Here is a 21337-nt window from a genome sequence, read left to right as displayed (position 1 = left end):
TATATTGATAATGGTCATCATAACCAATCGATACTACAACCACCTATCATGATGAGGAGGGGATTTTTTGAATATCAATCAAAAAGCAATACAATTACTAGAAGAACATCAATACGAAGAATCCCTAAAGCGGCTCCAAGAGGCTGTTGAAAGATCAAGGGACGTACAATGGATAATCAGGTTTGTTGATATTCACACACTCAGTCCCTCTCGTCTCCAGATCCGTCGTTATAAGCGGGTCTTTTTTTGCGAAAAACGCGAAAAAAGCAGAGATGGATCGTTTTTTGGCTAATAAGCGGGAATATATTGATAATTTTATAACGTTTAATAAAATAAAGAGATAGAAAGGTGGGACAAGGAGGGAGCGGCAGAGTGGCACGGATGAATAATCCGAGGCGTTGGCTGGGTGTTTGGTTGTCGTTGTTCCTCGGATTTCCGATTGCATTGGCATTGTTATATGTGTTTGCCTACCAACGATTGCTGGATTCTCCTGACTATTATCCATTTTGGTTGGGTGAGACTTTTTTTTATCTTGCCCTTCCCGCCGCCGCTTTGATCACTTGGAAAGTGCATTGGGGCAAGAAACATCCCTTTCAATACGGAATATTGACATTGTCACTGCTGGTGGGAATTGCTTACCTGGCGGTTTATGACGGGGTGGAGAAACATGGGGCCGTTCAGCAACAAACGATCCATCCCGTGGGACTTACCCAGGACCAGCTGCTCACTGCTGATAGTGCTTATCGCATTGTTTATTTCCCTTTTGATCCGGAACGGATTACAGAGGCGATTCAACAGGAAGAACCGATGGTTGTTACCCTGGTGGAACGGAGTGGGATTATTCTTTCATTCGATGACCCGGAGTTAGGGTCCTATCCTCTCTGGAAACGATTGTTGGACCTGGCTCTCGGCTTACTGGCTGCTGGTGTGTTTGTTGTGTTTTTGTGGGTAGTGATGTCTGTCTGGTGGAAGGGCTTTCGGGTGGAAGAACATGGATTTGTGATTCTTCGTTGGGGGATGAAACAATGGATTCCCGCTAAAGAGGTGATCCATATCCGTCTGGATCCGGGGGTGGAGGAGCTTCAAATCGACACGGAAGAGGTGGTTTATCGTTTTCCCTATGAACGGGAGTCGGTATACGCTGTGGCCCAGGTGGCCCAAAGGGCCGGTTTAACCCCTATCAATCTCGGCCTGCGATGGGTGCGTGCCAAACAGTACGAGGAGATCAACCTGACTGATGAAACACTGGTTTTGCTCAATCATCAAAAAGAGGTGATTCCCTTTGGCGCTGTTCAGGCGATTCGGTGGGATCCGGTTATTCAAATTCTACTTGAAGATGGAACACTCTTTACCATTACCGATGAGCGCTATATGGATCGGGCCTGGGTGGAGGAGATGTTTGACCGAGTCCGCAGCTGCTGGGAGCGACAAGGAAGGAGCTATCGCTGGGAGCTGGATCAGGAGGAGGAGAGTCTCGGCCTGTCGGTGATGGAAGAGAAGGAGGGATTGGACCCTCCGGCGTGAGGAAAGGGGGGATACGTAAGTTTGGAGGGTTTTACCTTTGTGATATCGCTATAAGATAATCGATAAGTCTGGGGTTTCTGGCAAATACGAAACAGGGGTACGGGTTGGCTCTCATTCCCGCACCCCTTTGTTTTCCCGCTGATGCTGGCTCGTTCGTTTTGCCCTTCAGCTCAACCGGCGGCAAAAGAAAAAGCGTATGTGCTCGCAAAGTGAATGAAGCCTCGTGTTTTGCTCCACAGCCAACGAGGGGGTACCCCGCATTAGACCGAGATTGTCGTGCCAACAGGTGCTACATCGGAACCGAGGCCTGAGACCACTTTGTCATCAATCTGGCTCGTTTTTTATGTTCGGTTTCGAAATACCCGTGCCACCAGGGAAGCCATCCAGGAACGGGGGAGGAAGCGGGGAAGAAGGGTGAGAACCCAGTTGCCGCTACCCGTTACCAAGGTGGGGCGTTTTTGGTTAAAGGCGAGCAGTGCTTGCTTGACCACTTCTTCAGCGGACATAAGCCGTTGTTGTCGAAATCCAGCCCGTTCGGCAAATTCGCTGTGGGTGCTGCCGGGACACACCGTCGTCACGGTAACACCAGTACCTTTCAGTTCTGCCGCCAGCCCTTCGCCATAATGGAGTACAAAGGCTTTGCTGGCTCCGTAGGCGGTCATATAGGGCGTAGGCATAAATGATGCAGTGGACGCGACCTGAATGATGCCGCCGCGATTTCGTTCCACCATCCCCGGCAATGCTGCTCGGGTAAGGGTAACTAAGCTGGATACGTTGAGACGAATCATTTCCTGTTCCCGGTTTGGATCTGTGTCCAACAGGGGAGCGTAGAGGCCGAAGCCTGCATTGTTTACCAGCAGGTGGATCGAATCTTGGCGCAAGCGGCGGCAAACCTGCTCCAGGTCTTCGCTCCGGGTAAGATCCGCTTCCAGTACCTCCGCCTGTCCACCGGCGGATTGGATGCTTTCCCGCAATTGTTGCAAACGGTCGTGGCGTCGTGCTACCAGAATCACCCGGTGGCCTTGTGCCGCCAGTTCCTTGGCGAAGGCTGCTCCGATCCCGGAAGAAGCCCCTGTTACCATCGCTATTTTCATCATGGAGTCACCCCTTAAGCCCAGGTTTCATCCAATCGCTCCGCATAGAAGGAAAGGGCCCGGTGATAGGTTTCAATGGTGGGATCATCCGATGTCTCCAGCAGTTGTTGCAGCAATAATTCCATCGCGTCCCGATGTTGACCGGTATTGTAGAGAGCCATCGATAAAAACACTTTCATCCCGCGGTGGTCGGGAAACATGGCAACTCCTTTTTTCAGCGTTTCCACCGCAGCTTCATACTCCCCCAGACAACGATAAGTACTGCCTAGCCCCAGCAGCGCACCGCAGAGATCGTCTCCGCTCAAGCCGAACTCCAGCGCCTTGACATAATACGGGACAGCCTCTCGCTCCAGCCCCATGGAATCATGGACCCAGGCGGTATGGATCAGCACTTCCGGATCGTCGGGATGATCTTTAACCAATTGTAATAGCCGTTTTTGTGCCTTTTCCAATTGTTTTTCTTGCATCCATGTTTGGACTTGATCGCGCCAATCCTGTGTCATGATAACCCGTCCTTTTTATTGCGTAATCACTTGCGGAAGAGACTTTTTAATACAAAAAGAGCATTGGCCGGCCGTTCGGCGATGCGTCGGCTGAAATAGGGATACCAATCTTTACCGTACGGAGTGTATACACGCACCTTGTAGCCTTCTTGGACCAATTGCAGCTGTAAGCGGTTTGCGATGCCATACAACATCTGAAATTCAAAGCGATCGCGGGGGATTTCATTGTCAGCCGTCAACCGTTTCGTCCAATCGATGATGGCTTGATCATGGGTGGCGACAGCGGTGTAGCAGCCGTTTTTTAAATGAAGCTCCACCAGCTCTCGATAAGCCTGGTCCACATTTTTTTTATCGGGGAAAGCCACCTCTTTCGATTCCTTGTAAGCCCCTTTCACAATTCGGAGATTTGCTCCTTTTGCGCCCAAATTTTTTACATCTTCTTGTGATCGGTACAGGTACGATTGAATAACCAATCCGATGTGTTTGGGACCATATCGTTCCAGCAGGGTATCAAAAATGCGGATTGTGGCATCCACCCGTGGGGAGTCTTCCATATCGATGCGGACAAAATTGCCGGTTGCTTTGGCGGTGGCGGTGATCCGATCCATGTTTTCCAGACAAAAAGACTCATCGATATCTAAGCCCAGCTGGGTCAGCTTAACGGAGACATTGGAGTCCAATTTTTCCTGCTGGATCACATCAAAGGAATAGACGGTTGCTTTTGTGGCGGCTTCCGCTTCATCCCGGGTGGTGATGCTTTCACCGAGCAAGTCGAGGGTAACCACCAAACCTGTTTCATTTAGTTCCCTCACTTTGGCCACCGTATCATCCATGGTTTCCCCAGCGACAAAACGGGCAGCCCCCAGCTTCATTCCGTATTTGGTGACAAAGCGGGTAACCAGGGGGTTTGCGGATACAGTAAGAACCGCTTTACGAGCAAATGACATTGCTATTCCCTCGCAATCTGGCTATTTCACCGTTGTTATGACATCAATAAATATTTCGCATTAAATCCGTTAACATTATACAATAGTTTGTCTCCTCTTTTCTCATGGATTGGCTTGCAGCAAACGGCGTATAAATATACCGATTGTAGGTAATGTCAATAAAATAAGGGAGTTTGATGTCAGATGATTCTTTGCGCTACAATAGGGGGGAATTGACAAAGGAGGGTGTTGAAAATGGGCGTGATTCCTTTTAAAAATGAGCCATTTACAAACTTTTCGCAAGAGGAAAATCGTACGGCCTTTAAACAAGCCTTAAAAAAAGTGGAATCCCAGCTGGGGCGAGATTATCCCTTGATTATCGGTGGGGAAGAGGTTTATACCGACGATAAGATTACCTCGATCAACCCTTCCAATGTCGATGAAGTGATCGGAACCGTATCAAAAGCGGATCAAGATCTGGCGGAGCGGGCAATTCAAACCGCAGCAGAAGCGTTTAAACAGTGGAAAGCGGTTTCACCCCATGCCCGTGCGCGCATTCTATACAAAGCGGCGGCCATTTTACGTCGCAGAAAACACGAATTTTCCGCCTGGTTGGTCTATGAAGCGGGCAAAAGCTGGCCAGAGGCAGATGCCGATACAGCAGAAGCGATTGATTTTATGGAATACTACGCTCGGGAAATGGTGCGTCTGGCTGAGGCGAAAGAGTTAACCCGTATTCCTGGGGAAGATAATGAACAATATTATATCCCGTTGGGTGTAGGGATTGTGATTCCACCGTGGAACTTCCCGCTGGCAATTATGGTGGGGATGACCACCTCCTCCGTTGTGGCCGGTAACACGGTTGTTTTAAAGCCCGCTAGCAATACCACCGTTATCGCCGCTCAATTTATCAAGATTCTGGAAGAGGCCGGTTTGCCCCAAGGTGTCGTCAACTATCTGCCGGGGCCTGGCGCCAAAGTGGGCGAATACCTGGTGAAACATCCGCTGGCTCGCTTTATCGCCTTTACCGGTTCCCGTGAAGTGGGCCTGCGCATCAACGAACTGGCAGCAAAAACAGCTCCCGAACAAAAGTGGATCAAACGGGTCATTGCAGAGATGGGCGGCAAAAACTCCATCGTTGTGGATAAGGAAGCCGATTTGGATGAAGCGGCGGCCAATATTGTCAAATCCGCTTACGGCTTTTCCGGTCAGAAGTGTTCAGCCTGTTCCCGTGCCATCGTTCATGCGGATGTTTACGATGATGTGCTGGAGAAAGTGACGGCTCTCGTCAAGGAATTAAAAGTAGACGAAGCGAAAACCCTTGGAATCGATCTCGGTCCGGTAACCGACGAATCCTCGATGAATAAGATTCTGGATTATATTGAAACCGGAAAAAAAGAGGGCAGATTGGTAGTCGGCGGCGGCAAGGCCAAAGGAAACGGATACTTTATCCAGCCCACGGTATTTGCCGATGTGGCCCCAGACGCCCGCATCGCACAGGAAGAGATCTTTGGACCGGTGCTCGCTTTTATCAAGGCGAAGGACTTTGAACATGCACTGGAGATTGCCAACAACACCGAATACGGCTTAACCGGCTCCGTCTTTAGCCGCAATCGCGCCAACATCGAGAAAGCTCGCACTGAGTACCATGTGGGTAACTTATACTTCAACCGCAAAGGGACGGGCGCGTTGGTAGGCGTTCACCCCTTCGGCGGGTTTAACATGTCCGGCACCGACACCAAAGCGGGCGGACCGGAGTATCTGCTTCTGCTCACCCAAGCCAAGCTGGTTTCGGAAGTCTTATAAAATCGCATATAACACCTCCCCAGTTGGCGGGAGGTGTTTTGCATATAGATTGGGTTATTACGACTTATACTTTGTCAAGGGATTGTGGCGGAAAGTTGGCACTGTTACAGTGATTGTAGGATGGTTGTGGGCGTTCGTGATGCATAGAGGAGCCGTTCAAGTAACATGTGTCTCAAACCGGAGGATTTTTGATTATCAAGGTTGGACTGACGCCTTGGCGACGTAATAAAATAATAACAAACGCCGATGGAGGTGGCTGTCAATGTTACCTGAACCTTCACGCAGAAAGGCCGTCTTCTTTTGGGATGAGAACGGTCGGGTGGGAAAAGGGTGGACAACGGGTAAGCCCCTCGTCACAGGTTGGGTGGAGTTGGAGTTGGCCCGGGGAATCCGGGAAAGTGGTGCCGGGTGTGAGCAAGTGCCATTGGAGCGGGTGTTACCGACAACTGCTGGCGTTATGGAAGGTTGTTCAACCGTATATTTGCAAAATATTTTGGATCAAATCATTGCTCGCAATCCCTTGCGCCTGTTGCAGGAATGCTTAGCAGAAGAGTGGAAACGGCTAGATACCAGTACTTCGATGTTGCCGCGCGATCCGGACTTTTGGCAGCGATGGGAATGGCTGCAGATGTTGGTATTGCGGCATCCGCCTCAGCTGAAGACGGTCGATTTTTCAGTAGTGGAGCGGGACTTTGCGGTTTGTGCGGCGCAGGAATTGGCACGCCGTTATGGTAATGCCATGGATTTACCAGTTGCAGGAAAAGAAAACGAATGGCGGGGAGGAATGCGCGATTCTGACCGTGTGGGGGAATATGCCGGGCAGTTGCCGTGTTTAGCCGCGTTAGGCACAAAAAAGGAGACGGCGGAAGGTTTGCAGATCGACCACTTGGCAAAAATGATCGCCCGTCTAATCCGACGTGGGGAAGAAAAGTTGCAGAGACGGATCAGCGGAGGAAGGACGGAGGAGATGTTTCAAATTCATCTCCATGATTTTGTAAGCGCTTACCCTGGTGAGGTGAACGCCTCCGCTCTCACTCACTGGCTGGCGGCGCGTGCGGTTGTGCCGGGAGAGTGGAAAGAACGTTCTCCGGCATCACTGTATCAAGAGTATCCCCTGCGGTGGCGGCCGCTCATCCGCCTGGAGGAAGAAGTATATGCATGGCCGCTGCTGGCAGGGGCGGCTCGTCATGTTTGGGATTGGTTGTTTGCCCGCAGCGATGATCAACGAAATAGGGAGAGTCCCCTTTGTGATCGCGCCGTCTCTCTATTTCAACAGGCATTTCCCGAAGCAGCTGTCTATAAACAGGTGCACTGGTGGAGTGAACATAATAACGGCACCCTGGATGCTGTGGTTCATGTTCCGCCGTTTCTCTTTACGCTGTGGACGGAAACGCCCTTCTGGGGGGATTTGGATCAATTCCGGTCTAGCTTATATCAAGAACAGATCAAAGAATTCGCCCCACTGCGGCGAGCATGGAATAGCGGTACACTAAAGTTGAAAGCTGGAAACGAACTGATTCCAATACATGAAGGGCGCCTTGTTGAGATGGTTATCTCATTGGAGTCATGGCAGAATCGAGGGGAGCAAGCCGATTCCGATTTGCCGCTGATATACTCGCTGTCGGAATTGCAAAATCTGTTTTATCTGTTGGACGGGAGTGCGCGAAAAGCCGACTATCTGTGGAAGCGAGTCCATTCGCGACGCGGGGGAGAAGAATGGCAGCATTTGAGTGCCTATTGGTTAACAGGCTCTCCAGACCGACGGGAAGCGAACATGGGGAAAAAACGGCAAGGAACAAGGTTGGAGCCTTTCTTGCCGTACTTAGAACGGGCATGGGCAGGAAAGCGGGTGACTGTGTTTGAGGAAGGATCTACCCATTGGTGGAATGCGATCTTACGAAAGCTGGAGCACAGTAAGACACCGGAGGCATTATGGATCGGTACACACTTGCTGGGAGTGGATGTGGGCACACAAAACCGGTTTGAACGGGAACTAAAACGGCTAAAAAAAGCAGTTTGCCGTGATGTTCCTCATTCCGACCCGATTGTGTTTAATGATTTTTACCGGGTAGCGGGAGCGATTGTGGATCCGGAGCAAGAGCGGGAGCATCCGATCTATCTCCGTCATAAGGGGTTGCGCAAACGTCTAATGAGCAGTGGTGATCCATGGGTCTTGATATCACTCTTTCGCGATGATACCCGCTATCCTTACTCCTGTATACAATTGTTGCAATAAGTTTGTTTTTTGCTGACAAAGTGGGCTTAAGGCCCGCTCTCCATTTTTGTGCCTCTCTCCCTTCCCGATAAAGAGCAGTCTACAGCAGCCAAAAGAAAAGCGGAGTGGCCGTTTGCTAACTCCGCTAGGTAGTCGGGCAAAGCGAGACTAAGGAACGAAGGTGACTGTAGCAAGACTTGTGCTTTAGTGCAAAGCGAGACTAAGGAACGAAGTGACTGAAGCGAGACTTGTGCTTTAGTGCAAAGCGAGACTAAGGAACGAAGGTGACTGAAGCGAGACTTGTGCTTTAGTGAAAAGGGGCTATATCGGGAATCGCTTCCCTCTTCCCTTAGCGGCAAAGATGACTCCCTTTGCCGTCTTTTTTATTTTTTAGGCTCCATCTTTCGGTTTCCTAATCTCACAGTGTTCGTCGCAGCCGCCGGTGGGAATAATGGTACGGCGGCTGGCGATCCAATCATAGAGGCGCTGTCCCAAGCCGAGTATTTTGGCGAGTTGTAAAAAGGGCAAGGTGGGCCACAACAGCGGGAGTCGCCCCACCATGTGTATAATCCCGTCAATCCCTTCACGGAAGTGAATGCCGTCCGCCGTGCTGTGCAGCCGCTTTTCCACCTTTTCCGGATCCAAATTCCACTGTTGGATGATTCCCGGCTCCCGGAAGGAGACAAACCGAATCCACCCAAACCAGTCGAGGCGAGAGGCGGTAGTGACGCTTTTGGTGCAGAAACGACACCAGCCGTCATAGAAAACGGTGATGGACATGGCGGATGGGCGATTATTCTCGCTTGATCCATGCTTCATGGTGAGCCCTCCTTTCCGTGGGAGAAGTGGGGATAAGGTATTTTTCAACCAGCGGTATTCACGATCACTTAGCAACAGCCACTCACAAGCGATCATATACCAGGAGAAAAGTACTAGATTCATCATGAGGCCAACACCGGCATGGAAGAGTAGGGCTCCCAGTATGGCGGCGTATTTGCTCCAGCGGTTGAGAAGCAAAAAAGGAAACGCAATCTGAAACAGCACAGAGGAATAGGTGAGAAAGACAATCCCCCCTTCAGAGGCCCATATGACCTTACTAACCCCGGGCCAAACGAAATCCTGAACACGCATGGCATAATAGACGGCGGTCCCTTCTTGCCACATCGACCCCATTACTTTATATATACCCGCTGTAAAATAAAGAAACAACAATTGTCCCACCATGGCTACGACGGCGAGGTTGTGAAAAAGGGCGCCATAAGGGCGAAGCATACGACTCAGGGGAGAAGGTGGTTTTCCACTGCGCCGTCGCAACCAGGCATCGACAGAGAGACGCGCTCCCGCCTGGGTGAACATCAGAAAAAAGAGTTGAATCCGGATGAGATTGTCTCCGCCGTTAGGCACGTTGGTATTACGATAATATAAAGACCAAAAGACGAGAAAGACCGCAATGCTCAGCGGGCGTGTCCACAATCCGATCGTAAACAGGAAGGAAACGACCAATCCGCCTCCATAGACAGCTTCCAGCAGCCAAGGGGATTCTGTTAAGTGAAACAGCGTCCAGATACCTCTATCTGCCGCTTCCGCCAGGTATACTTCCCGCGGCCACAACCCGGTATCTCCCCACAGTAGATGTCGCTCCGGCCAATGATAAATCAGATAAAAACTGATGCCAACCCCGGTGAAGATGCGGAATAGGGCTACACCAATCAAGTGGTGGGGATGAGAAAGCCACCGCTCCAACTGTTGGATCATCGTGGCCACTCCTCTTCGGCGGGGGCGAAGGGAAGCCAATCGGATTCATGAAAATTCCGTTGGATCGAATCATCGGGGAGATACCGTTCTTGAAAGGAAGGAACCGCCTGGGTGATGATGCGCAGGCGAACTTCGCGGATGTCTTGATCCGACCAGTGATGGGCCAATGCGGTGGACGCCGCCCGTTGCAACATCTTTTCCCCATCTCGCTGACGTCCTTTGTCCTTGCTCAGGTAGGCCCGCAGTCCGGAAATAATGTGACGGGCTACAATCGCTTCGGAGGAGATCCGATTCTCTTGCTTTTCTTTGATCAAAGGTCCGGTAATGTCCACCCATTCCGTCTCCGTTATCTCACCGCTTTGGGGGTTGGCGATGCGGGCTTGGGCCGAAAGATTGCGGTGTTGTGAAACGGGATTGGGCGCAAATAACATCCAATTTTGCGTGAATAGAGGATCCGTGTATTTGTTGATGGCATCTTGGTGGCGGTTTTTAACCGGATTGTCCGGTGTAAGTGATAGGATGACAACAGCAAAATGGACGGTCAACGCAGTGATCGCCACAAAGGCTACCGCTGGAAACAGTTTATTTCGCTGGCGCACGCAAACACCTCGTTCGTTTTTTCTCCATCTTACCATGGAAGATCCAATTCTTAAGGATTCATATTTTTTCATGCAATTTTCATTTGCACCTTATCCAATCAGGAGTAAAATGGGGTTATGTCGGAAAAACTTGCTTGGACTCGGATAATTGGAGAAAGCTGGACTGGAAATTGCTGAATGATTGCATGGGAGTGGAGTCAGTGAGATGAAAAGAGTTTGGATCGGGATGTTCTTGTCGGTACTGTTGATTACAGCCTGGGCTATGGTTACCACGGATAAAAGAAGTGAAGCGACTGGAGTGGAAATACAGTATGTAGCTGAGGCGAAAGCGGAGCAACCACCGCAGAAAACCTGGGTGGGCTCATGGGCTGCCAGCCCCCAGTATCCCTCCGCAGAAGCGACGGAAGGGGTATCCAACCAAACGGTTCGCATGATTGTACGCCCTCATTTAAATGGAGATCGGGTACGGATTCGTTTATCTAACACTTTTGGCGAAAGGCCGGTCACCTTTGAAGAGGGATATATTGCAGATGTCCTCGATGGTGCGACCACAGTTCCCAGTAGCCAGCGGCAATTGCGGTTTAATGGGCGAAAGAGCATCACGTTGGCAGCGGGTCAGTCGATTATGAGTGATCCCGTCCGCTTTGCGGTTTCCCGTGAACAGGATGTGGCGATTAGCCTGTATGTGAAGGGGGAAAGCGGCCCTATCACATGGCACCGCTTGGCGAAACAAGCTTCGTACATATCGGAAGAGGGGAACTTCTCTACGGATCATCGCTCCGATCCCTTTATCCGGCGGACCTATTCCTGGTACTGGATAACGGGGTTGGATGTATTGGCTCCCACAGATACAGTGGGGATTGTTTGTATGGGGGATTCCATTACGGATGGCGCCGGATCGACCAGTGGAGCTAATGCCCGCTATCCTGACTTTTTATCGCAACGCCTTCAAGCGGAAGGATTGTCATGGGGTGTGATGAACGCCGGCATATCGGGAAATAAGATATTGCGTGATGATCCGGTATACGGCCCTAAAGCACTGGACCGCTTTCAGCGGGATGTGCTCGACCAGTCAGGGGTAACCCATGTTATCCTGTTGGAGGGGATCAACGATATCGGGCATACACCCGGTGAACGCAATCCCGATGCGATTATTTCCGGGATGCGGCAAATGATCACCCAGGCGCACGACCGCGGGTTAAAGATATACGGGGGGACGTTGACTCCCTATGGCGGGGCGGATTATTACACGGAAGAAGGAAACCTCGTCCGGCGCCAGGTCAATCATTGGATTCGCACCAGCGGCGAATTTGACGGCGTGATCGATTTTGATGCAGCACTTCGCGATCCGGAGCGACCCAATCGCATGTTGCCCGTATATGATTCCGGCGATCATCTCCACCCCAGTGATGCCGGATACCGGCGGATGGCGGAAGAAGTAAATCTGCAGTTGTTTCAATAAAAAGAGCTTCCCGGTCGGGAAGCTTTTTTCTATGCAACAGTGGTTTTGGAGAGGTCTTTTTTCTGTTGGATGCGGGCGATTATTTTTCCCAGTAAGAATTGCAACAGCATCGCTGTCAATAAGCCGTCCAAAATGGGTATCTGGGTCAGGGTCAGTTTCCCAAGCCCGCCATCAGCGGCAGGAGTAGTCATCAGCCCCAGCAACGATGCAATTCCCCATACTAGGAGAGAATGCCAGTAAAAGGGTTTCACTTTATGTTGGTAGATAAACGCCATTTTAAAACGGCTCCGATTTAAGAAAAAATACTCTACCAGATAAATTCCTACAAACGGGGCGGCAAAGGGACTGAGGATTGTCAGAAAATCGATGAAACGACCATAGATGCCCGCTACTGCTAAACCGGTTCCCAACAGACCGGCAATAATGGTAAGAACCGATTTTGGAACCCATTTAAACATGATGGAAAGATTTAATCCCAGTGAATACATATTGTTATCGTTGGTGGTCCACTGGGCCAGAATGAGGATGATGACGGCGGCAAACCCCCAACCGATGGCGAGCATAATTTGAATCACATCTTCCGTTCCCGTCAGGCGGGTTAAAAAGGCGGCCAAAAACATCATCAGGCTGTTTCCGATCAAAAAGCCGAAAAATCCGGAGAGAACGGCGTCACTCGGCTTTTTCGCCCAGCGGCCGACATCGGGTGAATGGGAACAGGCGCTGATAAACGCTCCGGCAACTAAGGATATCGCCATACCGATCCCCATTGAATCTGGGGGTTGTATGGTCAAAAGCGCATTTAGATTTTCTGAGCCACCGGCGATTAATTTATAGATCATCGATATTAACATTCCCAGCATCAGAGGGACGGCAACCATGCTCAACTTTTCAATCGCTTTGTAACCGATGGTGGCGGTTACTGTCATCAACAGCCCCCCGACCAGGGCGAGCCATTTGGGGTTAATTTCCAATCCGGTTACAGCCGCTAACGTATAAGAGGCGGATTCTCCAAAAAAACCGGCGGTAACACCAAACCAGCCGAACATGGCTATGCTGGCTACGATGATGACCACATAGGCACCGCGCTCACCAAAGGCAAAACGATTGATCATGGCGGTGGATAAACCGGTTGTTGATCCGACGTATGAGCAGACGGCCCCAATGACAGCTAATATGAATGACCCGATTGAAACCACGATGATGGCGTCCAACAGTGTCAAACCGGAAGCGAGGGTGGACCCCAGCACCAGTGCGGACAGATCCACCCCCATCGCCAACCAGATCAAAGTAAGGGGAATCCAACTCCGACGTTCGGATAGAGGAACAGGTTCCCGTGAGTAATCTTTTGTCAACATGATGAGGTCTTCTGTTTTTTTGCTACTCATCGTACATACACACTCCTTTTTTATGTATATCAAACAAAAGAATTCAAACGCTGACCACCGCTGACCACACCACTGTATGTCAAGGGATAGGGAACTCGACATTTTCTGTAAAATATGAAAATAATATTAATACTATAGTTCTATGAGGGTTTATAATTAGATTTGTACCATAAAAACCTTTGCAATGGAACCAAAAATAAAGGTTTGATCCTTTCTTATCTCGTTAAATTTATTTGAAGTTCATATCGTCGCAGGATTCTCACATGGCGACCAGAGTAGAATGGTGCCGGTTTGTGCTATACTGTCAGAAGAATGTTTGCCGTGCCGTAGCGGTTGAGAAGGGACTGGACCAGACGGAGGTGGAAAGATGGCAATTTCAAAAGAGCAAGTGGAACATGTGGCCAAGTTGGCCCGGTTGGACCTGAACGAAGAAGAGGCACAGATGTATACCGAACAACTAAACGATATTTTACGATTCGCTGAAAAGTTGAATGAATTGGATACTGATGGGGTGGAGCCCACCAGCCATGTGTTGCCGATGGCCAATGTATTGCGGGAAGACGAGCGGAAAGATTCGCTGCCACGGGAGCAGGCGCTGGCAAACGCCCCGGATCAACAAGAGGGGTTGTTCCGTGTACCGCCGGTGTTTGAGGAGTAAAAAGGAGGGAGAACATGTCGCTGATTAAAGAAACCATCCGTTCTTTACATAAACGGGTTAAACAAAGAGAGATTACCGCAGTTGATCTTGTTGAGGCATCCTTAGACCGCATTCAAAAAGTGGACGGGCAAGTGGGGGCGTTTCTGATGGTGGATGAAGAGGGAGTGCGCCAGCGTGCCCGTGCCCTGGATGAACAGGGTGTCGCAGACGATGTTCTATCCGCGATTCCCATGGGTATGAAAGACAACATCAGCACAACCGGTGTGGCTACCACCGCAGGAAGCCGTATTTTGGGTGATTACACTCCTGTTTATAACGCCACCGTGATGGAAAAGTTGAACGGTGTCGGAGCTAATATGGTAGGGAAAATGAATATGGATGAGTTTGCCATGGGTTCCTCCAATGAAAACTCCGGTTTTCATCCGGTGCGCAATCCTTGGGATCTCAAGCGTGTTCCAGGTGGTTCCAGCGGAGGTTCGGCAGCGGCGGTGGCATCGGGACAGGTGACTTTTGCCCTCGGTTCCGACACCGGCGGCTCCATCCGTCAACCGGCTTCTTATTGCGGAGTGGTGGGGCTGAAGCCCACTTACGGACGGGTGTCCCGCTACGGTCTAATCGCCTTTGCCTCTTCCTTGGACCAAATTGGGCCGTTAACCCGCAATGTGGAAGATGCGGCGGCAGTATTGCAAACCATCGCCGGATATGACCCCAAGGATTCCACTTCAGCCAAAGTAGATGTACCGAATTATCTCGCTTCATTGACTGGGGAGATCCGGGGGTTAAAAGTAGCTGTCCCCAAAGAGATGATGGGAGCAGGCATCGATGCAGGCGTCAAACAACGTGTACAAGAAGCGTTGAAATTAATGGAGCGGCTGGGGGCAACGGTGGAAGAGGTCTCCTTGCCCCATGCGGAGTATGCGGTGGCTACCTATTACTTGTTGGCACCGGCGGAGGCGTCTTCCAATCTGGCACGCTATGACGGGGTGCGCTACGGTATTCGGGTGGAAGGGGAGAATTTGATCGATATGTTCCACCGCACCCGCAGCACCGGCTTTGGGGCTGAAGTAAAGCGTCGGATCATGTTGGGAACCTACGCCCTTTCCTCCGGCTACTATGATGCCTATTACCGCAAAGCGCAACAAGTGCGCACCCTGATTCGCCAAGACTTTGAAGCCATTTTTGAAAAATATGATGTGGTAGTGGGACCGACTGCACCGACGACGGCGTTTGCCCTGGGAGAAAAGACAGACGATCCTCTCACCATGTATTTAAATGATATCTGTACCATTCCAGTCAATTTAGCCGGCCTGCCAGCGATCAGCCTGCCCTGTGGTCTGGTTGACGGCTTGCCGGTCGGTCTACAAATTATAGGCAAAGCTTTTGATGAGCAAGGTGTGTTGCGTGTCGCCCATGCTTATGAACAACAATCGGAGCGGTTGCCGGATCCGCAAGTGGGAGGTGGGGAATCATGAGTCAATTTGAAACGGTGATCGGACTGGAAGTACATGCAGAGCTTTCTACGCAAACGAAAATCTTTTGCGGATGTTCCACCGAGTTTGGAGCCCCTCCCAATACCCACACCTGTCCGGTCTGCTTGGGCCATCCCGGTGTGTTGCCCGTTTTAAACAAACAAGCGGTGGATTTTGCGATGAAAGCCGCCTTGGCTCTTAACTGCGAGATTGCCGCAACCAGCAAGTTTGACCGCAAAAACTATTTCTACCCTGATCTGCCTAAGGCGTATCAGATCTCGCAATATGATCAACCCATCGGTCAAAACGGCTGGTTGGAGATTGAAGTGAACGGTGAAAAGAAGCGTATCGGCATTACACGGGTTCATTTGGAAGAGGATGCCGGCAAACTGAATCACTCGGATTACGGCGGCGATTCCCTGGTAGACTACAACCGGGTGGGCGTCCCCCTGATCGAGATCGTTTCCGAGCCGGATATGCGCTCTCCAGAAGAGGGGCGCGCTTATCTGGAGAAACTAAAGCAGATCCTGCAATACACCGGTGTATCCGATGTCAAGATGGAGGAAGGATCGCTGCGCTGCGATGCCAACATCAGCTTGCGCCCGGCTGGAACCAAGCCCTTTGGCACGAAGACAGAGATGAAAAATCTCAATTCCTTCCGCAACGTGGAGCGGGCGTTGGTGTATGAGGAGAAGCGGCAGGCGGAGGTGCTCGCCCAAGGCGGCACAATTGTGCAGCAGACATTGCGCTGGTTGGAAGACCAAAATCAAACCAAGGTGATGCGCAGCAAGGAAGAAGCTCACGATTATCGCTATTTCCCGGAACCGGATCTGGTGCAGCTCCATATTGATGCTGCTTGGCGTGAACGCGTAAAAGACTCGTTGCCGGAACTGCCGGATGCGCGTAAGGCTCGCTATCGGTCCGACTTCGGCTTGTCCGATTATGACGCCAATCTGTTGACGGCTACACCCACAATCGCTGCATTTTATGAAGAGACCGTGGGTGCCGACGCCGAACCCAAAGCAGCTGCCAATTGGATTTCCGGTGAGCTGTTGGGGTATTTAAATACCGAGAATAAAGAACTGGAAGAGACCGCGATCCAACCGTCGGCTCTGGCTGCGATGATCCGCTTGATCGGAGAGGGGATTATCAGCAATACAATTGGGAAAAAAGTATTTAAAGAGCTAGTGGAAAAAGGGGGAGATCCCAAACGGATCGTCGAGGAAAAAGGCTGGGTGCAGATTAGTGACGAAGGAAAACTGAAAGCGATCGTCACGGAAGTGCTGGAAGCGAATCCTCAATCCATCGCCGATCTGAAAAACGGAAAAGATCGCGCGCTGGGTTTCCTGGTGGGACAGGTGATGAAAGCGACGAAAGGAAAGGCGAACCCCAAGCTGGTCAACCAGCTGATCCGGGACCAAATCGGTTCATAAACGTCCCGTTGAACGAATGAGGTGTTTTTATGGTGCAAATTTTATACGGGGCGATCGTCGTATTCTTCTTGTTCTTTGGAACGAGATCTCTACAGGATCAGCCTCCTGTCGCGGTCCATTATTATGTGATCGCGCTCTACTTTTTTGTACTCCTGTTTGAGTTTCGCGGCAACCCCTTTTCCCGCTCGATCTATGTTTTGTTGGCGTTGCTCCTGTTGGGAAATGCGATGATCCAGTTTTTCTATGTGGAAAACGGGGTGTTGTTCGGTCTGGTTAGTCTGTTGTTCGCTTGGTTTGCGCTACAGGCCCGCAGACGAATCACCCGATAGTAGGAGAGCTCGTCCCTTGGACGAGCTTTTTCTGGACTAGTGCCCCATCAACAAAGGTTGTTCGGGCGGTCGGGAGTGGATTTCCGCTTTCGCTCCATGCGTGGCAAAGTCGCTCATTCGGAAAATCCATCCCTCCCTAAAATCCAATCAAAGATACCGGATGGGGCACCTAGCTTTTCACATCCAACTTTCAACCATGGGAAGGGGAGCCGATTGGCTCCCTCTTGGTTGTATGCAAGGCGATCTCTTTTGTGATACGTTTTTATTGATTACCAACAAACGGAAACGGCAATATAATAGAGAGTGAGCGAAGACAGGGGAACCCCGTTTATCCTTGCTTCCAGTTGGGGGCAAGTAAACTCCAACGCTTGCTGCCGATGGCTTCCTGAGACAACACCATCGCATGGTGCCAAGCTTCGTCACTGTAATCGAGCCATCCGATCCCGTTTTCCAAAATCACTTGCCATTTGCGGGAAACCGAGCGGCGAGCTTCCAATAAGGATCCCCGCTTTAATGAATCATAGCGGCGACCCTCGTACATATGGACCACAAGCATTTGCAGGATACTTTCATGCCAGTCTCCTCCGATCATCCGCTCCAAACAGCCACGAGCGATTGTATGCTGATTGGCTGCCTGTCCGTGGTCGCGACGAAATGAGGAGAGGCCGGGCTTTCCGCCGATCCCGGGGATCTGTTCCCATTGCTCGCTCAGGGTGAATAGGATGGCGTCTGCATACAGCGTGTGTTCCAAGGCGCGACGGGCATCTTGCAGGCGAAGCGGCTGACACTCGATATCCGTTGAAAAATCGGTTTCATTTTTATGGGAGGATCCCATTGTTCTGCCCTCCTTTCTCTTTGCTTCCAAGGTATGCAAACGATTGGGAAGTTATCGTTCCATGGTGGAAAAGGGGGTTTGTTATGAAGCGTGCACGCCTGATTTATAACCGAACGGCGGGGAAAGAAGGCATTGAGAGGAAGCTGCCCCGCATATTGGAGCGTCTTGAAGAAAAGGGGTTGGAGGCGTCTTGTCACGCCACCCGTTTTCCGGGTGATGCTGCTGAGGCTGCGTCAAAAGCGGTAGAGCGGGGGTTTGATGTCGTCATCGCCGCTGGAGGAGACGGTACCATCCATGAGGTGGTAAACGGGATCGCTCCCTACTCCACCCGGCCACAGCTCGGTATTATTCCCTGTGGAACGAGCAATGACTTGGCTCGTGCGCTTCACCTGCCGCGAGATATGGTGGCCGCATGCGATGTGATTGGTGAAGGGCATATCCGTTCCATGGATGTAGGGATTGTACAGGATCATTATTTTATCAATGTAGCCGCTGCCGGTTTTCTGACGGAAGTGACACACCAGACACCGAGTCGGCTGAAGACAGTGCTGGGTCACTTCGCCTATTACGCCAAGGGATTGGAAAAATTGGGCACGTTGCTGCGCCCTTTTCAGGTTCGCTTGGAATCGCCGCAAAAGACGGTGGAAGAAGAGATTTTCCTGATTATCGTGGCCAACAGCCCTTCCATTGGCGGATTTGATCATTTGGTTACACAGGCGGATATCGGCGATGGTTTGTTGGATGTTTTGGTCGTGCGCAAAGCGAACCTGCCGGAGTTAGTGCATTTGGTTGGTTCTATTCTCAGGGGAGAACACTTGGATGATGAACGGGTGCTTTATTTCCAGACAAACCGGTTGCAGGTGATTTCCAGTCAACCGATGAAGCTAAACCTGGATGGGGAATGGGGCGGTGACTTTTTCGGTCGTTTTGAGACGCTCGCAGGACATCTCTCCGTTTTGTGTCCTGCTGAGGAGCGGGTGTTCTCGGAGCAAGAGAGGAAGCGAATGCACCATCGCCGTGGAGAAAGGCGCTAAATTGCGTTGAACAAAAAGAGGCGCGACGACGGCATTCAAGATTCAGGCCCATTTGTCTTCAATCTGACTTTCTTTAAGCTAAATTTCCATTCACCCAAGGAGTCGAATCATGAGTAAATCCAATCCTCCGGTTAAGCCGGGAGATCAGCTGACCATCGAGATCGATAACCAGAGCCATACCGGTGATGGGGTGGGCAAAGTGGACGGTTTTACGATTTTTGTGCCGTCATCGCTGCCTGGGGAACGCGTAAAAGTGAAAGTGACCAAAGTAAAAAAAACATACGCCCACGCTCAGGTGGAAGAGTGGGAAACCACCAGCCCGGATCGCGTAGAGCCGCCGTGTCCTGTTTTTGAGCGGTGCGGTGGATGTCAGCTGCAACATTTGGCATATCCCGCCCAATTGGAAATGAAGCGGTGTCAGGTGGTTGACAGTTTCGCACGTATCGGTGGATTGGAAGAGGTGCGCGTGTTGCCAGTGCGCGGCATGGAGCAACCGTGGCACTATCGCAATAAAGCCCAGGTTCCCTTTGCTAAGCGGCGTGGAGAAACAGTGGCGGGCTTTTACGCTTCCGCTTCCCATGCCATCGTTCCTTTTTCCCACTGTATGATTCAGCAGGATGCCAACGATCGCACAATCCAAATCGTGAAAGAGGCCGTTGTGGAACTGGGCATCCCACCGTATGAGGAGAAAATCCACCACGGTTTGTTGCGCCATGTGATGGTACGAACCGGTAAACAAACGGGGGATGTAATGGTAGTCCTGGTTACCAACGGCCACCGCCTTCCGCGCAAAGAGGAACTGATCGCTCGTTTAAAAGAGAGTGTACCCGGTTTGGCCTCGGTAGTGCAAAATATTCATATGCGCCGCAGTAATCGGGTACTCGGTCAGGAAAACCGCGTTTTATGGGGCCAAGGATGGATTGAGGATGCCATCGGCCATGTCCGTTTTCGCATCTCGCCCCATTCTTTTTTTCAGGTAAACCCGGAGCAGACAGTGGTTTTATATGAAGAGGTACGGAGGCGGGCTGCCTTACGCGGGGATGAGACAGTGGTGGACGCCTACTGTGGCATCGGTACGATCGCGCTGTATTTGGCTCGTGACGTTGCTCAGGTATACGGGGTGGAATCGGTGGCTGAAGCAGTGGAGGATGCCCGGATAAATGCAGAACTGAATGGGATTAAGCATGCCACCTTTGAAACGGGGGCTGCGGAAGAAGTGATGCCCCGCTGGGTCAAAGAAGGAATTAACCCTGATGTAATCGTCGTCGACCCGCCGCGCAAAGGGTGTGCACCGGAGCTACTGGATGCGGCGATGCAGATGGGACCGCAACGGTTGATCTATGTCTCTTGCAACCCGGCTACACTAGCCCGTGATGCCGCCATCCTAGCGGAAAAAGGCTACTTCACGGATGAGGTGCAGCCGGTCGATCTGTTCCCCCATACGCACCATGTGGAATGTGTGGCGGTGTTTACGCCAAAAGATCGCTAAGGTGATTATATGCCTTGGCTTTTTTGTTTTTGATATACTTTTCGTTTTCCTTTTTTCATCATCTCGGAGACGGTGATAAATTGATATCCCTTCTTTTTTAACGCTGGCAGGATTCGTTTAAGTGCGGCCACGGTTTGTTTGCGGTTACCCCCATGGTCATGGAGGAGTACAATATCACCGTTTCTGGCGTTGTTGATCACGGTGGATGCAATTTTATGTACTCCCGGCCGACTCCAATCTCGTGTATCCTGATGCCAGGACCACATCACTACTTGATAGCCCGCTTTTGTTGCCGTCTCTACCGTCGGTTGGTCATAATATCCACCCGGAGGTCGAAAGAGGTGAGGATGTATACCGGTTAAACCTAGCACCAGGATATCTGTTTCTGCTAGTTCGTGACTGATGGTAGCGGCATTCTGACGTTTGATGGAGCGATGGTGAAAGGTATGGTTGCCCACTTCATGTCCTTCGCGGATTTCCCGTTTTACCAGTTCGGGGTATTTTTCCACTTGTTCTCCAATCACAAAAAAAGTCGCTTTGGCGTCATATTTTTTCAGAATATCAAGGATCTCCGTTGTGTAGCGAGGATTGGGGCCATCGTCAAAGGTGAGAGCGATCATCGGCTGTGTCGTCGGGACCTCCCAGATAACGGAGCCGTTCCGTTCAAAATAAAACCGATCCATTTGGTGGGGAGGAGCGGCCCATGTCGGTACTGCCAACGTATCTAAAAAAAAGACGAGACAAGTTAGCAGGATGATAGTGTTCTTTTGCTGAAGAATTGACATCAAGAGGTCCCTCCCAATATTAGAGAATGCGGGGTT

General features: G+C 50.9%; 19 protein-coding genes. 11 read left to right on the top strand and 8 right to left on the bottom strand.

Going from position 1 to position 21337, the window contains the following annotated elements; all coding sequences use genetic code 11:
* Positions 1–67 precede the first annotated feature (67 nt).
* Both C8J48_RS13780 and C8J48_RS13775 read left to right on the top strand, forming a co-directional pair.
* Positions 68–292, top strand: coding sequence for a hypothetical protein (locus tag C8J48_RS13780; RefSeq protein WP_107727839.1), 225 nt, complete (start codon positions 68–70; stop codon positions 290–292).
* Between the two features lie 80 nt (positions 293–372).
* On the top strand, positions 373–1524 hold the full coding sequence (locus C8J48_RS13775; RefSeq protein WP_107727838.1) for a hypothetical protein: 1152 nt from the start codon (positions 373–375) through the stop codon (positions 1522–1524).
* A gap of 341 nt (positions 1525–1865) precedes the next feature.
* On the opposite strand, the gene C8J48_RS13770 is transcribed toward C8J48_RS13775, so the two are convergent.
* Genes C8J48_RS13770 through C8J48_RS13760 form a run of 3 tightly spaced genes read right to left on the bottom strand, consistent with a single transcriptional unit; the run spans position 1866 to position 4068 of the window.
* Positions 1866–2618 carry an SDR family NAD(P)-dependent oxidoreductase gene (locus tag C8J48_RS13770; RefSeq protein WP_170105545.1) on the bottom strand — a complete coding sequence of 251 codons (753 nt, stop codon included), beginning with the start codon at positions 2616–2618 and terminating at the stop codon, positions 1866–1868.
* 14 nt (positions 2619–2632) lie between these two features.
* Positions 2633–3121 (bottom strand): tetratricopeptide repeat protein, encoded by a 489-nt coding sequence (locus C8J48_RS13765; protein ID WP_107727836.1) that lies wholly within the window; start codon positions 3119–3121, stop codon positions 2633–2635.
* Positions 3122–3147: 26 nt separating this feature from the next.
* A complete protein-coding gene (locus C8J48_RS13760) occupies positions 3148–4068 on the bottom strand; it encodes a proline dehydrogenase family protein (protein WP_107727835.1) in 921 nt (306 codons plus the stop codon).
* Between the two features lie 234 nt (positions 4069–4302).
* On the opposite strand from C8J48_RS13760, the gene pruA reads away from it, so the two are divergent.
* Together pruA and C8J48_RS13750 are read left to right on the top strand one after the other, a co-directional pair.
* Entirely contained in the window at positions 4303–5853 is a 1551-nt protein-coding gene (gene pruA / locus C8J48_RS13755) for an L-glutamate gamma-semialdehyde dehydrogenase (protein ID WP_107727834.1), read from the top strand.
* A gap of 262 nt (positions 5854–6115) precedes the next feature.
* Positions 6116–8089 (top strand): hypothetical protein, encoded by a 1974-nt coding sequence (locus C8J48_RS13750; protein WP_107727833.1) that lies wholly within the window; start codon positions 6116–6118, stop codon positions 8087–8089.
* A 369-nt stretch (positions 8090–8458) separates the two neighbouring features.
* Here C8J48_RS13750 and C8J48_RS13745 read toward each other — a convergent pair whose 3' ends face one another.
* Together C8J48_RS13745 and C8J48_RS13740 are read right to left on the bottom strand one after the other, a co-directional pair.
* The gene (locus C8J48_RS13745; protein ID WP_107727832.1) at positions 8459–9823 is read right to left on the bottom strand and encodes a DCC1-like thiol-disulfide oxidoreductase family protein; all 1365 of its coding nucleotides are present in this window, start codon (positions 9821–9823) and stop codon (positions 8459–8461) included.
* Positions 9820–10422: a DUF5819 family protein gene (locus C8J48_RS13740; RefSeq protein ID WP_107727831.1), complete on the bottom strand. Its 603-nt coding sequence runs from the start codon at positions 10420–10422 to the stop codon at positions 9820–9822. The genes C8J48_RS13745 and C8J48_RS13740 overlap by 4 nt, the downstream gene beginning before the upstream one ends.
* A 205-nt stretch (positions 10423–10627) precedes the next feature.
* On the opposite strand from C8J48_RS13740, the gene C8J48_RS13735 reads away from it, so the two are divergent.
* Entirely contained in the window at positions 10628–11884 is a 1257-nt protein-coding gene (locus C8J48_RS13735; protein ID WP_107727830.1) for an SGNH/GDSL hydrolase family protein, read from the top strand.
* 29 nt (positions 11885–11913) lie between these two features.
* On the opposite strand, the gene C8J48_RS13730 is transcribed toward C8J48_RS13735, so the two are convergent.
* The gene (locus C8J48_RS13730; RefSeq protein ID WP_170105543.1) at positions 11914–13269 is read right to left on the bottom strand and encodes a cytosine permease; all 1356 of its coding nucleotides are present in this window, start codon (positions 13267–13269) and stop codon (positions 11914–11916) included.
* A 367-nt stretch (positions 13270–13636) separates the two neighbouring features.
* Between C8J48_RS13730 and gatC the strand changes: the two genes are divergently transcribed.
* From gatC to C8J48_RS13710, 4 genes are read left to right on the top strand one after another with little or no spacing between them, the layout of a single operon-like run.
* Entirely contained in the window at positions 13637–13927 is a 291-nt protein-coding gene (gene gatC, locus C8J48_RS13725) for an Asp-tRNA(Asn)/Glu-tRNA(Gln) amidotransferase subunit GatC (protein ID WP_107727828.1), read from the top strand.
* A 14-nt stretch (positions 13928–13941) separates the two neighbouring features.
* The gene (gatA, locus tag C8J48_RS13720) at positions 13942–15399 is read left to right on the top strand and encodes an Asp-tRNA(Asn)/Glu-tRNA(Gln) amidotransferase subunit GatA (protein ID WP_107727827.1); all 1458 of its coding nucleotides are present in this window, start codon (positions 13942–13944) and stop codon (positions 15397–15399) included.
* Positions 15396–16829 carry an Asp-tRNA(Asn)/Glu-tRNA(Gln) amidotransferase subunit GatB gene (gatB, locus tag C8J48_RS13715; protein ID WP_107727826.1) on the top strand — a complete coding sequence of 478 codons (1434 nt, stop codon included), beginning with the start codon at positions 15396–15398 and terminating at the stop codon, positions 16827–16829. The genes gatA and gatB overlap by 4 nt, the downstream gene beginning before the upstream one ends.
* A gap of 29 nt (positions 16830–16858) precedes the next feature.
* Complete coding sequence (locus C8J48_RS13710) at positions 16859–17158, top strand: hypothetical protein (RefSeq protein ID WP_107727825.1); 300 nt, start codon at positions 16859–16861, stop codon at positions 17156–17158.
* Between the two features lie 328 nt (positions 17159–17486).
* Here the strand turns inward: C8J48_RS13710 and C8J48_RS13705 are convergent, their stop codons facing one another.
* The gene (locus tag C8J48_RS13705) at positions 17487–17993 is read right to left on the bottom strand and encodes a hypothetical protein (RefSeq protein ID WP_107727824.1); all 507 of its coding nucleotides are present in this window, start codon (positions 17991–17993) and stop codon (positions 17487–17489) included.
* 83 nt (positions 17994–18076) lie between these two features.
* Here C8J48_RS13705 and C8J48_RS13700 point away from each other — a divergent pair, with 83 nt between their 5' ends.
* Both C8J48_RS13700 and rlmD read left to right on the top strand, forming a co-directional pair.
* Entirely contained in the window at positions 18077–19027 is a 951-nt protein-coding gene (locus C8J48_RS13700; RefSeq protein ID WP_107727823.1) for a YegS/Rv2252/BmrU family lipid kinase, read from the top strand.
* A 109-nt stretch (positions 19028–19136) separates the two neighbouring features.
* Entirely contained in the window at positions 19137–20516 is a 1380-nt protein-coding gene (rlmD, locus tag C8J48_RS13695) for a 23S rRNA (uracil(1939)-C(5))-methyltransferase RlmD (protein ID WP_107727822.1), read from the top strand.
* Between the two features lie 5 nt (positions 20517–20521).
* Here the strand turns inward: rlmD and C8J48_RS13690 are convergent, their stop codons facing one another.
* Positions 20522–21301, bottom strand: coding sequence for a polysaccharide deacetylase family protein (locus C8J48_RS13690; RefSeq protein WP_107727821.1), 780 nt, complete (start codon positions 21299–21301; stop codon positions 20522–20524).
* Positions 21302–21337 lie beyond the last annotated feature (36 nt).

It is taken from the genome of Desmospora activa DSM 45169 (assembly GCF_003046315.1).
Lineage (GTDB): Bacteria > Bacillota > Bacilli > Thermoactinomycetales > DSM-45169 > Desmospora > Desmospora activa.
The sequence above is the reverse complement of the archived record's forward strand: the minus strand, read 5'-3'. Positions and strand labels throughout refer to the sequence as shown.

Coding starts and splice junctions, on each gene's coding strand:
- C8J48_RS13770 (WP_170105545.1), bottom strand. CDS start 2,618: ATGAAAATAGCGATGGTAACAGGGGCTTCTTCCGGGATCGGAGCAGCC.
- C8J48_RS13765 (WP_107727836.1), bottom strand. CDS start 3,121: ATGACACAGGATTGGCGCGATCAAGTCCAAACATGGATGCAAGAAAAA.
- C8J48_RS13760 (WP_107727835.1), bottom strand. CDS start 4,068: ATGTCATTTGCTCGTAAAGCGGTTCTTACTGTATCCGCAAACCCCCTG.
- pruA (WP_107727834.1), top strand. CDS start 4,303: ATGGGCGTGATTCCTTTTAAAAATGAGCCATTTACAAACTTTTCGCAA.
- C8J48_RS13750 (WP_107727833.1), top strand. CDS start 6,116: ATGTTACCTGAACCTTCACGCAGAAAGGCCGTCTTCTTTTGGGATGAG.
- C8J48_RS13745 (WP_107727832.1), bottom strand. CDS start 9,823: ATGATCCAACAGTTGGAGCGGTGGCTTTCTCATCCCCACCACTTGATT.
- C8J48_RS13735 (WP_107727830.1), top strand. CDS start 10,628: ATGAAAAGAGTTTGGATCGGGATGTTCTTGTCGGTACTGTTGATTACA.
- C8J48_RS13730 (WP_170105543.1), bottom strand. CDS start 13,269: ATGAGTAGCAAAAAAACAGAAGACCTCATCATGTTGACAAAAGATTAC.
- gatC (WP_107727828.1), top strand. CDS start 13,637: ATGGCAATTTCAAAAGAGCAAGTGGAACATGTGGCCAAGTTGGCCCGG.
- gatA (WP_107727827.1), top strand. CDS start 13,942: ATGTCGCTGATTAAAGAAACCATCCGTTCTTTACATAAACGGGTTAAA.
- gatB (WP_107727826.1), top strand. CDS start 15,396: ATGAGTCAATTTGAAACGGTGATCGGACTGGAAGTACATGCAGAGCTT.
- C8J48_RS13710 (WP_107727825.1), top strand. CDS start 16,859: ATGGTGCAAATTTTATACGGGGCGATCGTCGTATTCTTCTTGTTCTTT.
- C8J48_RS13705 (WP_107727824.1), bottom strand. CDS start 17,993: ATGGGATCCTCCCATAAAAATGAAACCGATTTTTCAACGGATATCGAG.
- C8J48_RS13700 (WP_107727823.1), top strand. CDS start 18,077: ATGAAGCGTGCACGCCTGATTTATAACCGAACGGCGGGGAAAGAAGGC.
- rlmD (WP_107727822.1), top strand. CDS start 19,137: ATGAGTAAATCCAATCCTCCGGTTAAGCCGGGAGATCAGCTGACCATC.
- C8J48_RS13690 (WP_107727821.1), bottom strand. CDS start 21,301: ATGTCAATTCTTCAGCAAAAGAACACTATCATCCTGCTAACTTGTCTC.